Origin of the sequence: Stenotrophomonas sp. 610A2, assembly GCF_030549615.1 — a bacterium.
Lineage (GTDB): Bacteria > Pseudomonadota > Gammaproteobacteria > Xanthomonadales > Xanthomonadaceae > Stenotrophomonas > Stenotrophomonas pigmentata.
Genome location: NZ_CP130832.1, coordinates 3,908,213 through 3,920,426 on the forward strand (window position 1 = coordinate 3,908,213; position 12,214 = coordinate 3,920,426).

The following is a 12,214-nucleotide window of genomic DNA, read 5'->3' on the forward strand; positions in this document are numbered from 1 at the left end:
CTGCCAACAATCCGCGCAGGCCTTGCGCCAGCGTCACTCCCAGCGCACATCAGGCGATGCATGCGCGCTTCATCAAAAACAGGGGAACAACGACTATCCTGCGACGCAGCATAGCCAGCGCGCGCGCAGCCGCCTAGCCGTGGAAGGTATGCCGTTGATGATTTTTTGTATCGACGCATGCAAGCTGGGCTAGCGATTTGAAATGCAACTTTTTGCATGAGCGTTACGCTGCCACGGCAGCGCACCCGCCCCCCCCATTCATCGCAACAGGATAGTTTTCATGAGCCTTCAAACCCTTGCTCAACAGCCTGGCGTCGCTGCCCAGGTGCCGACCGAAACCAATGGCTTCGTGTTCAACCACACGATGCTGCGGGTCAAGGACATCCGCGCCTCGCTGGATTTCTACACCCGCGTGCTTGGCTTCCAGCTGATCGACCAGCGTGATTTCGCCGAGGCGCAGTTCAGCCTGTACTTCCTGGCCTATGTGCCTACCGGCGTGCAGGTGCCGCAGGACGATGCCGAGCGCCGCCTGTGGATGGCCGGCATTCCCGGTGTGCTGGAACTCACCCACAACCATGGCACCGAGAACCAGGAAGGCCCGGTCTACCACGACGGCAACAGCGACCCGCGCGGCTTCGGCCACATCTGCGTCTCGGTGCCGGAACTGGAAGCAGCCTGTGCCCGTTTCGAGGAGCTGGGCGTGCCGTTCCAGAAGCGCCTCAGCGATGGCCGCATGAAGAGCCTGGCCTTCATCAAGGACCCGGACGGTTATTGGGTTGAGATCATTTCCAATAGCGTGCGCGCCTGACCAGCGCATGGTCTTGAAACAACAAACGCCGGCATAAGCCGGCGTTTGTTGGTGTCGAACCACTTGGCAGAGATCGACTTACTTGGTGAAGGTGCCGGCCTTGACCAGCACCATCTTCTGCGGATCCACGTACTTGCGGATCACGCCATTGACCTGCTCCAGCGTCACCGACTGGATCGCCTGCGGGTAGTTGTCCAGCCATGCCAGGCCAACACCGCGCTCAACCGTGCCGATGATCGCGGCCGACATGCCGTCGGTATTGCCCAGGCCAACCTGGTAGCTGCCGACCATCGCCTGCTTGCGTGCGTCCAGCTCTTCGGCAGTGATGCCGTCCTTCCACCAGCGCTGCAGTTCGCGGCGGGTGCTGGCGATGCCCTTGTCCATCAGCTCCGGTGCAAACGTGGTGCTGATGCCCAGGCCGCCGTCCATGTAATCACTGCCCAGCAGATTGCCGCCGATGCCGTAGGTCAGGCCTTCCTTCGCCCGCACCGCCGCCATCAGGCGACCGGTGAAGCCTGAACCGAGTACGTCCACGCCCACCGTCATCGGCAGGTAGTCGGCATCGGTGTAGCGCAGGCCGGTGGCCTGGCCCAGGAACACGCTGACGCTGGCCTTGTCCTTCATCGCGATGCTGTGCTCGGCGGCCTTGGCCGGCAGCCGTGCCGGAGCATCACGCAGATAGTCCACGCCGCCGCTCCAGCCGTTGAAGCCGTGTGCAACCGCGGTTTCAATCGCCTTGGCATCGACGTCACCGGCAAACACCAGGGTCATGTGCGCCGGGCCGTAGTACTTGGCGTGGAAGGCCTTGATCTGCTCCAGCGTTACCTGCGGCACCGCCTTGAGCATGGCTTCGCGCGGTACCGGTGCGTTGATGCTGCCGGCGGGGAAGATGCTGAGCATCATCGTCTCACGCGCCATCGTGCCCGGATTGTCGCTGGCCTGGCGCAATGCCGCTTCCAGCTGCACCTTGGCCTTGGTCAGTTCATCGGCGGTGAAGGACGGCTCACGCAGCTGCTCTGCGAGCAGGTCGAGCACGGTCGGCAGATCCTGCTTCAGGCTCTTGCCGTAGATCCCGATGCGCGCCGCGCTGGGGCTGAAAGACAACTGCGCACCGATGCCATCGAGCGTGTCGGAAATGGCGAACTTGTCGCGGCGGGTGGTGCCGGCTTCCAGCAGCATCGCGGTCAGCGTCGGCACCGCCGGGTTGTCGGCCTTGGCGGCGAGGAAGGCATCACCCAGCGGCATCGAGCCGGTGAAGGTGACCACGTCCTTGACCCCCATCGGGTAGACGATCAGGTCAATGCCCGCGGCCTTGGCGTGCACGGCGCTGTCGGCAACACCGGCCTGGGCGGCGAATGCGGCAAGGCTGGACAGTGCAGCCAGAGCCAGCGGAATCAGTCGAATGCGTTTTGCGTTGTTCACTTGCTGCTCTCCGGCACGAACCAGCCAACCGTGCTCTGCTCTGCGGTGAAATACTTGCCGGCGACGCGCTGCACGTCGGCCGGGGTGACTTTCTCAAGATCCTTCAGGGCGCTGGAATACAGGGTCCAATCACCCATCGCGATGAACTCGTTGAGCGCATCGGCGGCCTGATCGGTGCCATCGCGGCGGTAGGCTTCCTCGGCGCGGTACGGACCAAGCACGCGCTTGATTTCCTCGACGCTGACGCCATCGCGGGCGACCTTGGCGATCTCGTCGCGGACGATCTTCTCGATCTCTTCGTGCTTGCTGTCCGGGGCCAGCGCCACGCTCAGCATGAACAGGCTGGGATCACGCTGCTGGTACATGCCGCCGGATACCGCCACCGCCTTGCTGGTGTCCACCAGCGCACGCTGCAGGCGGGCGCTGCGGCCGCCCTGCAACACCAGCTCCAGCACGTTCAGTGCGGGAATGTCCTTGTCCAGGCCGGCCGGGGCCTTGTACGCCATCATCACCGTGCCGGTCTCACCAGCACGACGCAGCGTCACCCGACGCTCGCCCTGCTGCTCCGGTTCGGTGGTGTAGACCTCGGGAATGGCATGCGGCGAGCGCGGCACCTTGCCGAACTTCTCACCGATGCTGGCCAACACCTTGGCACTGTCGATATCGCCGACCACGGTGACGGTGGCATTGTTCGGCCAGTAGAAGGTGTCGTAGAACGCACGCAGCTTCTCGATGGACACCTTCTCGATATCGCTGCGCCAGCCGATCACCGGATGGTGGTACGGATGCGCGTTGTAGGCGGTCGCCCACATCAGCTTCATCAAGGCGCCATTGGGATTGTTCTCGTTGCGCTCGTATTCGTTGCGCACCACGGTCATTTCGCTCTGGCGGTCCTTCTCGCGCAGCAGCAGGCCGCGCATGCGGTCGGCCTCGATGGCGATGTAACCGTCCAGCGCGGCCGGCGGCAGCGTGGCGTAGTAGTTGGTGCGATCCAGCGAAGTGGTTGCATTGAAGCCGGCACCGACGCGGTCCAGGTAGGTATCGACGTTGTTCTCGCCGTCGAAGTTGGTGCTGCCCATGAACATCAGGTGCTCGAGCAGGTGGGTGCCGCCGGTGGTACCGGTCACCTCGTTGCGCGAACCGACCCGGTAGGTCATCTGGAAGGTCACCACCGGTGCGGCGTGGTTGGGCAGCAGCAGGACGCTCAAGCCATTGGCGTCGAGCCGGTACTCGTCGATGCCATCGGCGGATTTTACGTAAGTGAAGCCATTGACCTTGACCGGCTCGGCCGAGGCAGCAGCTGCCATCAAGCCCAGCGCAAGGCCGGCGCACAACAGGCGTTGCGAAATCATGCGTTGCGTTCTCTCTAGATGCGCCCGGAGGCGCGGGGAAAGTCGGGGCGGGAGTTCAATCCCGTCCTGGTGGGGTAGCGTTGTCCAGCGCGGAGAGCACGATCTCCGGCGTGAGTACCTCGGGCAGTTCGCGCGGCGGGCCGCCACCGGCCGGATAGGCCAGGTTGAACGGCACCGCGCTGCGGTTCCAACGTTCCAGCTCGGCGGTGATCAGTGGATCGGCATTGGTCCAGTCGGCCTTCAACGCGACCACCTCGTTGTCGCGGAAATAGTCGTTCACCCGTGCCGCGGCGAACACCACCTTCTTGTTGACCTGGCAGGTAGCGCACCAGCGCGCAGTGAAATCGACGTAGATCGGGCGACCTTCGGCCTGCAGCTTCTGCACGCGTTCGCTGCTCCAGGTTTCCCATTGCAGCGCCTCAGGTGCCGCTGCACGCGGCCAGCCAAACAGCACCGCCGCAGCCAACACCAGCACGCCGGCAACCGCACTGAGCTTTGCGCGGCTACCGCGTGCACCGGGACGGGTGCCGCGGCCGTACAGCCACAGACCGAAACCCAGCAGTGACAATGCGAGCAAGGCATTGAGCAGGGCCGCTTCGTGCAACTGCCCGGCCAGCACCCACAGCAGGTAGCCGACGGTGGCATACAGCGGGAAGGCCATCAGCTGCTTGAAGGTTTCCATCCACGCGCCCGGGCGCGGCAACAGTTTGACCAGCGACGGGAATACCGACAGCAGCAGGTACGGCAGCGCCAGCCCCAGCGCGATCGCAGTGAACACCACGAACGACTGTGCCGTTGGCAAGGCCAGCGCTGCACCCAGCGCAGGTGCCAGGAACGGTGCACTGCACGGTGTTGCCACCACGGTGGCGAGCATGCCGCTGAAGAAGCTGCCGGTTACGCCGCTGCGCGACTGCAGGCCCGAGCCAACACTGGTGGCACGCATGCCAACCTCGAACACGCCGCTGAGGTTCATCGCGAAGGCCAGCATCACCAGCGCCAGCACGAACACGAACGACGCCGACTGCAGCTGGAAGCCCCAGCCCAGTTGCTGCCCGCCTTCGCGCAACACCGCCAGCACGCCGGCCAATGCCCAGAACGACAACAGCACGCCAGCGGTGAACGACAGCGCATGCAGGCTGACCTTGCGCCTGTCGTTACCCGCCTGCTCGATGAAACCAACCACCTTCAGGCCAAGCACCGGGAACACGCAGGGCATCAGGTTGAGGATCAGCCCGCCGAGCACTGCGAACAGCAACACCAACAGCGACAACTGCGCGCCATCATTGCCTGTGGCCGAAGCCGGTACCGCAGCCAGGTCGGCCGTGCCGACCAAGGCAGTCGCCTCGGCCTCGGCCACGAACGGCAACTCGATGCTGACACCACGGTAGACGCCCTGTGCATCGGTATAGGCCAGCACGCCGCGCAGCGCCGCATCGGCCGGCATGGTCTCGGCCGGGTCCAGCGGCAGCTTCAGCAAGGCGCGTGCACCGCGATTGCCGATGGTCTGCGGCACCTTGTAGGAAACGAATTCGTCGGCCGGGAAGAAGTGCAATTCGGCGATATCGGCCGGTGCAGCCACGCGCAGGGTCAGGTCGCCCTGCTCGCGGGTCGCCGCCAGCTGCCAGCCTTCGCTGGAGCTCGGCATCGGCAATGCCGCCAGCGCCGTCTGCACATCGGCATCGGGCTCTGGCGGATCCGCGCTGACCGGCACACTCAAACTGACTGTCGCCTTGCCCGGGATGCACACGGTCTCGCACATCAGCCAGCGTGCCTGCGCCTTCAGCTCGACCGCACTACCCGGCTTCAGGTCAGCCGGGGCGATCAGCCGCACCGGCAGATACGACAGGCCTTCGTAACCGTGGCCGGTGATGTTGCCTTCGCGGTCGCGGACCAGAATTGGTGTTGGCCACTGGATCGCCTCGGCGGTCCAGCCCGGCGGCAGCTCCCACATCAACTTGGTCGGCAGGCCGGTACCGGCGTTCTTCCAGAAGCTGTGCCAATGCGGATCGTGCTGCATGCGCAGGGCCAGTTGCAGCGGCTGCCCAGGCTGCACCGAGCGCTGCGCAGTTACCAGCTCGGCCTGCACCTGCGCCAGCACGCTGCCAGGCAGCAGCACGCCGAGCAGCAGCAATGCACTCAGCGCGGCGCGGCGGATGACATCAACGTGCAGGCGCATCTTCAACCTTCTTGATCTGCGCGCGCACTGCACGCTCGACGTCCCACTCGCGCATGCCGACGCCGACGATGGTGCCGTCACCGGCGATCAGGTAGTTCTGCGGCAACTGCACCACGCCATAGGTCTGCGCGGCATTGTCCTCGAAGCCCGGCGCCTGCAGGTTGATCCACGGCAGATCATTGCTGCCGCCCTCTTCCTGCATGGCCTTGGTCCAGTCCGCCTTGTCTTCATCCAGTGACACGGCGTAGATCTCGAAGCCGTGTGCATGGAACTCGCGGTAGACCTTCAGCAGATGCGGGAACTCGCCACGGCACGGGCCACACCAGGACGCCCAGAAATCGAGCAGCACCAGCTTGTTGCGCGCCAGCACCTCGGACAGCTTGACCACCTTGCCGTCCACGCCGACCGCTTCGATGTCGGCATAAGGCTTGCCCGGGCCGAACTTCTCGGCCAGTTGCTGGGTCTTGGCGTAGTCGGCGGCCGCCTGCTCCATCTGCACGATCAAGGGATGCGCGCCGAGCTCCTGCTTGTAGCTGGCCAGCAGCTGCGCACGACGGGCCACGTCGTAGCGCTTCCAATCGTAGTTTTCGCTCAGCACCAACAGCTTGAGCAGCGTCGGCTCGGCACCGTCGAGGATGACCGCGTCGTAGTCGTTCCTGACTTTGGCCAGGGCAGCGAACGGCGCAGCCACCGAATCGCGCGCAGCCTTCATCGCCGCTTCGTCGTTTTCATCGACGCCGTCGAAGGCCTTGTGGTTGGCTTCGCGGTTGGCATTGTAGGCGGCCACGTAAGCTGGATCTTCCAGATAGCCGTAAACCCGCTCGGTCAGAATGCCGCCCTTGGCCACCGGGCCCAGCGCGCCGGCTCCGATGCGCAGCTCGCCCGGCTCCAGCACCAGCTTCACCGAGCCTTGATTACCCACCATCAGTACCGCCGGTACGGCCTGCTTGACCTCACCACTGAGAACGAAGGCGCCGCCCTGCGCGGTGGCCGTGGCCACCGGCTCAACATGCAGCGGGTCGGTCGCCGCCGACGGCACCAGCAGCTTGAGCTCGGTGCCATCTGCCAGCCCCGGCAGCGTGCCGCGGATGCTGTACGCACCGCTGCTTGCGGGCGCGGCGGCGGCGTCCAGGCCTGGAGCGGCAGGCGGGGATTGCGATTGGCTGCAGGCAGTGAGGCCGAGTGCAGCAACGACCGCGCTGGCCAGCAGGCAGGCGCGCAGGGTGTTGGCGATGGATTTCATGTATTTCCTTGCAATGGATGCAGCGCGCCGCCGACGAGGGATCGGCGCGCCGCGTTGTTACGGAGCAACTGCTTGGCGTCAGAACTCTTTCTTGATGTCCAGATAGAGCACGCGGCCGCGGATGTTCACGCGGTTGGAGACGAAGCCCGATAGGTTGTCGACGAACGGATAGTCGCGGTCGAACATGTTCTGCACGCCCATGCGCGCGGTCACCCCACCCAACCAACCATCACGCTGATGCTTGCGATAGCCGACCTGCGCATCGAAGGTTGTGTAGGACGCCGAACGCGTACGCGGATTTTCATTGGGGATGAAATCGTTGTAATCGGTGGCGGTGGCCGACAACGGATACAGCACGCGGTGCGCAGCGCTGTAATGGCTGCCCAGCGACGCGAACCACGCGTTGCCTTCCCAGCCGACGAACAGGTCACCGGCCCACTTGCTCGGCCCCAGCTCACTGTCCGCATAGCTCAGCGTCGGCATCGACGCCAGCGAACGCGAGGTCAGTTCCAGCGTGCGCACGGCATTAAGCTCGATGCGCCAGTCACCCCAGTCATTACCGAAGTAGTAACTGGCGGTGGTATCGATGCTGCGCGAACGACGACCGAGGAAGTTGATCGCGCGGTTGTCCCACAGCATCACCCCGTTCTCGCCCAGAGTGAAGGTCCCTTCGGGCATCTTGCTGATGTCCTTGAAGATCTCCGAATAGGTCAGCCCGGACAGCGGATCACCGATGTAGTTGTCGAAGGTGGTGCGGTTATAGGTAGCCGACAGCTGCAGGCCGGCGGCGAAACCCGGTACCCAGTCGAAGCCATAGGTCACCACGCTGGCCACCTGCGGCTTCAGGTTCGCATTGGGACCACTGAGCGCGACGATCTGGGTGACCCCATCCGGTAGCTGGCCGCCATTGAACAGCACGCGTGCGGTGTAGTCGTCCATGATCAGCTGGCCGAACTGCTGCTGCGCCTGTGGCACCAGGAAGGACTCGCCCCAGGTGGCGCGCAGACGCAGCTGATCGATTGGTTTCCACGCCAAACGTGCCAAGGGACTGGTGCGGCTGAAGCTGCGCGACACCGTGCTGTCACTACCGGTGATTCCACCGGAGCCGTCATTGTTCACGCCGGTCAGCTGCTCGACATCGAAGCCACCGAGCTCGCCCAGCCCAGCCGACCAATCACGCAAGGCGCTGTCGCCGCGCTGGTCGAAGCGCTCGTAGCGGGCAGCAACGGTCAGGCTGAGCAGCTTGGCCAGCGGCTGATCCTTCAATAGCGGGATGCCGATTTCGGTAAACAGCGCCTCGGATTTACCGGTGCTCTCTGAAGTCAGCTGCTCACCGAGATTGCTCTCGTAGTTGTAGCGCTGCTCACGGTGCTGTGCGCCGACCGCCGCTTCGATCCTGCCTGCGGGCAGCTGGAACAGCTCACCACGAGTCAGCAGGTCGACGGTATTGGCACGCGACTGGAAACGATAGACATGGCGTTCGACCAGGCTCTGCAGCAACTGGCGGTTGCGCGCGACGATGGCATCGTTGCTGCCGTCGCCAAACACGTTCAAGCCATTGAGCACTTCCAGTGTGCGCGCATAGCCATCAGCGCCCATCGAGCCGGTCAGGTCCATCAAGGCGGTGGTGGTGCCCTTTTCGCGGCCGGTGCTGAAGGTCGCTTCGTAGTCCCAGCCCTTGGCGAACGGCAGTTTGCCGTTGATGCCGACATGCGCGTCGCTGTTGGTCTGCTTCTGGTCTTCGCTCAGGTTCATGCCCTCGAACTCGCGTTCGAAGGAATAGCCCACCAATACGTCGCTGCCAAAGTTGTTGTATGGATTGCTCTCGGGAACGTAGGTGTTGTAGCCCTCCTCGAAGATGCTGAAGTCGAACAGCGTCGGCCGCCAGTTCTCCTTGTTGACCTGGCGCACATGGCTGATGCCGTAGTTCAGCTGCGTGGTTTCACCGAGATCGTGCACGCCGCTGATGCGGACATAGCGGTTATCGACCTTGGGGCCGATGCGGCTGCGCTCATAGGTCGACGGTGCAGTGGCCGGGTCATAGGCGAGCAGACTGTCCGGATCCAGCGCAGTGCCATCCTGGCCGCCGGGAATCACCCCGAGCGCCTCGCCCATGAAGTGGTAGTCGATGCCGAAGTCCAGCGACTCATAGACCACACCAGGCTGGCCCTTGTTGCGGGTGCGGCCGTTGACGCCCCCCCGGTCGGTGAAATCACCGCGGCCGTTCGGACCGACATGGATCAGGCTGGTGACATCGGCAGGCAGCGTGCGCTCAAGCCCGACTGCGGCAGTAACGTGGCCACTGCCATAGCCGAAGGTGCGGGCCAGATCCAGCCGCGACACATCGGCACCGGTGCTGGAATTCTCATGCCGCAGCTGTGCGGTGGTGCCATCGTAGGACTTCTTCAGCACGATGTTGATCACACCGGCCACGGCGTCGGAGCCATAGATGGCGCTGGCGCCGTCGCTGAGTACTTCGATGCGCTCGATCTGCGACACCGGGATCGAGGAAATATCGGTATAGGCGCCCTGCGCCTGTGCCGAGCCGCTGCGGCGGCGGCCATCCACCAGGATCAGCGTGGAGCGGCTACCCAGGCCACGCAGGTTGGCACCGGACGAACCCAGCCCGGACACACCATCGCCATAGGAACTGCCGAACTCCTTTTCGCCCAGCGCGCGCGAGGCGCTGGTGCGGTTGGAGAAGTTCTGCGGCAGGTTGCGTAGTACGTCCTCGATCGAGGCGTAGCCACGGCTTTCGATCAGCTGTGAATCGATCACGATCAGCGGTGACGCCGGATCGATGTTCTTCAAATAGGTACCGGTGACATTGATCGTCTCCAGCGTTTCCGCACTACCTCCATCCTGTTCAACTACATCGCCTGCGCTACTGCGCGGGCGGATGGCGACAGTTTTTGCGTTGATGAATTCATGCGCATACGCAGTTGGTGCGAGCAGCTGCTGCAGGGCCGTCGCCGCGTCCATCTGGCCACTGACCACGCCGCTCTGCACGCCGCTGCCTGCATTGCCGGCGTAGACCACCTGCAAGCCGGACTGCTCGGCAAACACTTCAAGCGCCGACGCCAGTGACTGCGCAGGAATATCAAACTTGAATACCGCTGCACCGGCCACTGTATCGGTCGCCGTTGCTGACTGTGCCATCGCCACATTGCCGGTGCCGACCAGCAGCGCTAGCGCCACCGCCTTCACCAACGCGTGCTTATGAAGAATAGTGCTGGACCCCATGGATAATTCGCCCCCGAAAGACATCGAATGGTTACCGAGCAACCGGAGCCGCCTTGCGCGGAACCAGCCTCTTGTTACATCCGTGTGTCCAAGTGCGAAGAAAGGGTACTCACTACCGCAAATATTTTTTCGGATACCTGCATTGCCACCTACTGACGACTGCCGCGGCTGCCGATCACGCTGCGATCAGCCTGTCGACTGACCTGCAATTGTGAGCAGCACTCCAGGAACTGCAGGAAGGAATCGGCATCATCTGCATGGAACACGCCGCTGTAGCGCTGCTCGCGTATCAATGGATCGGTGACCACGATCGGGCGCGGGTTGTAGCGATTGAACTCACTGACGATGTCGGCGAGCGTGTCGTTGCGGAAGCTCAGGCGGCGCTTGCCATCGACCGGTTCGTTCGACACCTCCAGCGGCATCCGCAGCATGGCCTGTTGGCCTTGCGGAATGCGCGCCTGCTCACCGGCCGACAGTGCCGCCGGGCGACCCAGTGATTCGACCTTGGCCTTGCCCGCCTCCAATGTGGACGCATCGTCGCGCCACAGCGATTCCAGCCAGTTGCTGTTCGCCGTCACCTTGACCTTGCCCTCACTGACCGCCACCAGGGTGCCGGACGGCAGGCGGTTGACGGTGAAACGTGTACCTACCGCCTGCACGGTGTTGTCGCCGGCGTGCACGCGGAACGGGCGGCTGCTGTCGTGCGCTACGTCGAAGGTGGCCTCGCCATCACGCAGCTCGATGTCGCGTACACCCGCGCTGAAGCGCACAGCGATATACGAAGCCGGTGCCAAGGTGACCATCGAGCCATCGGCCAGGGCGATGCTGCGCTGCTCACCGACCGCGCTGGCGTACTGATAAACCGGCACTTCCGGTTGCAGCAGGGTCCAGCTGCCCGCAAGCAACGCACAGGCGGCAACGCCCGCTGCCAGCGCCCAACCCAGCCTGCGACGGCGCCCACGTGCGGCAGGTTTACGTTCCTGCAGCCTTGGCGCCGTTACAGCGCTGGGCGCATCGTGCAGCGGCACTACGTTGTCCATTGCCTGCGCCTGTGCCAACACCGCGTCCAGATCGAAGGCCTGCAGCGCGGCGCTGGAGGCCAGCTCGCGCTGCACCAGCTGTGCCATCAGCAGTTCTTCCAGGTGCAGCGGCGAACGCGCCACCCAGGCGGCAAAGCCGGCGCGGTCCGCATCGCTGGGCGTGTCGCCCATGACCTGCAGCCACTCCGCCGCCTCGCGTGCGGCGCGCTCCCGGCTCTGTTGCGGCGATGTGCGATAGATATTCATGGTTTCACCCGCCCTGCGTCTCGCAGGATCAACATCCTGTTCATCGTTCCAAGCTCGCGCGTACGTGCGCCAGCGCTTCGACACTGTATTTCTTCACCGTATGCACGCTCAGCCCCAGCTTCTGCGCGATCTGCACATGGCTCAGGCCTTCGCGCCGCTCCAGCAGCAGCACCGCCAGCCGGTTGGCCGGCAGCTGCGCAAGCGCATCGCCCACCTGGCGCTCGAAGAAGCCGCCACCTTCGCTGAAAGCCGCCTGCCCCGGGTTCTCGGCTACCGCCTCCACCACGGTCGAGTCGTACAGCAGCCTGCCCTGACGCTGGCGCATGTTGAACTCGCTGGCTACGTGCGCGGCGATGCCATAGATGTAGGCCAGTGGATTGCGCACGGTCTCGATGTTCTGCACGCGCAGCAGGCGCAGGTAGACCTCCTGCACCAGGTCGCCCAGGTCCTGCGCCTCGGCCACCCGCCGGCGCAGGTAGCGGTGCAGCTCGGCGCTGTAGTCGTGGACCGCGCGGGCAGCGAAATCGCGCCCGGGCTGTTCGTGTTCAGCCGGCACCATCACCGCCCCCACGTCGCCTGCGTCCCCGGCTTTTCCACTTTGTCATCACCAGCTCCCAATGGCAGGGGCCGCAGACATGGTGCCCCTTCGACCATGCAGTGCGTGGCAAGGGGCGATTTGGGTAC

General features: G+C 64.2%; 8 protein-coding genes. 1 reads left to right on the top strand and 7 read right to left on the bottom strand.

What is annotated here, in order from left to right; all coding sequences use genetic code 11:
• Nucleotides 1-280: 280 nt before the first annotated feature.
• Nucleotides 281-808: a lactoylglutathione lyase gene (gene gloA / locus Q5Z11_RS17320; RefSeq protein WP_303747548.1), complete on the top strand. Its 528-nt coding sequence runs from the start codon at nt 281-283 to the stop codon at nt 806-808.
• A gap of 78 nt (nt 809-886) precedes the next feature.
• Here the strand turns inward: gloA and Q5Z11_RS17325 are convergent, their stop codons facing one another.
• The 7 genes from Q5Z11_RS17325 to Q5Z11_RS17355 form a co-directional block, all read right to left on the bottom strand.
• A complete protein-coding gene (locus Q5Z11_RS17325; protein WP_303747549.1) occupies nt 887-2,230 on the bottom strand; it encodes a M16 family metallopeptidase in 1,344 nt (447 codons plus the stop codon).
• Nucleotides 2,227-3,582, bottom strand: coding sequence for a M16 family metallopeptidase (locus Q5Z11_RS17330; protein ID WP_303747550.1), 1,356 nt, complete (start codon nt 3,580-3,582; stop codon nt 2,227-2,229). The genes Q5Z11_RS17325 and Q5Z11_RS17330 overlap by 4 nt, the downstream gene beginning before the upstream one ends.
• 55 nt (nt 3,583-3,637) lie before the next feature.
• The gene (locus tag Q5Z11_RS17335) at nt 3,638-5,758 is read right to left on the bottom strand and encodes a protein-disulfide reductase DsbD family protein (RefSeq protein WP_303747551.1); all 2,121 of its coding nucleotides are present in this window, start codon (nt 5,756-5,758) and stop codon (nt 3,638-3,640) included.
• Nucleotides 5,742-7,001: a TlpA disulfide reductase family protein gene (locus Q5Z11_RS17340; RefSeq protein WP_303747552.1), complete on the bottom strand. Its 1,260-nt coding sequence runs from the start codon at nt 6,999-7,001 to the stop codon at nt 5,742-5,744. The genes Q5Z11_RS17335 and Q5Z11_RS17340 overlap by 17 nt, the downstream gene beginning before the upstream one ends.
• 78 nt (nt 7,002-7,079) lie before the next feature.
• Nucleotides 7,080-10,244: a TonB-dependent receptor gene (locus Q5Z11_RS17345; RefSeq protein ID WP_303747553.1), complete on the bottom strand. Its 3,165-nt coding sequence runs from the start codon at nt 10,242-10,244 to the stop codon at nt 7,080-7,082.
• Between the two features lie 149 nt (nt 10,245-10,393).
• On the bottom strand, nt 10,394-11,530 hold the full coding sequence (locus tag Q5Z11_RS17350) for a FecR family protein (protein ID WP_303747554.1): 1,137 nt from the start codon (nt 11,528-11,530) through the stop codon (nt 10,394-10,396).
• Nucleotides 11,531-11,570: 40 nt separating this feature from the next.
• Complete coding sequence (locus Q5Z11_RS17355; RefSeq protein ID WP_303747555.1) at nt 11,571-12,089, bottom strand: RNA polymerase sigma factor; 519 nt, start codon at nt 12,087-12,089, stop codon at nt 11,571-11,573.
• Between the last annotated feature and the right edge of the window lie 125 nt (nt 12,090-12,214).

Bases quoted from the DNA above. Each gene is read 5' to 3' on its own strand.
- gloA (WP_303747548.1), top strand. From the start codon at position 281: ATGAGCCTTCAAACCCTTGCTCAACAGCCTGGCGTCGCTGCCCAGGTG.
- Q5Z11_RS17330 (WP_303747550.1), bottom strand. From the start codon at position 3,582: ATGATTTCGCAACGCCTGTTGTGCGCCGGCCTTGCGCTGGGCTTGATG.
- Q5Z11_RS17335 (WP_303747551.1), bottom strand. From the start codon at position 5,758: ATGCGCCTGCACGTTGATGTCATCCGCCGCGCCGCGCTGAGTGCATTG.
- Q5Z11_RS17340 (WP_303747552.1), bottom strand. From the start codon at position 7,001: ATGAAATCCATCGCCAACACCCTGCGCGCCTGCCTGCTGGCCAGCGCG.
- Q5Z11_RS17345 (WP_303747553.1), bottom strand. From the start codon at position 10,244: ATGGGGTCCAGCACTATTCTTCATAAGCACGCGTTGGTGAAGGCGGTG.
- Q5Z11_RS17350 (WP_303747554.1), bottom strand. From the start codon at position 11,530: ATGAATATCTATCGCACATCGCCGCAACAGAGCCGGGAGCGCGCCGCA.
- Q5Z11_RS17355 (WP_303747555.1), bottom strand. From the start codon at position 12,089: ATGGTGCCGGCTGAACACGAACAGCCCGGGCGCGATTTCGCTGCCCGC.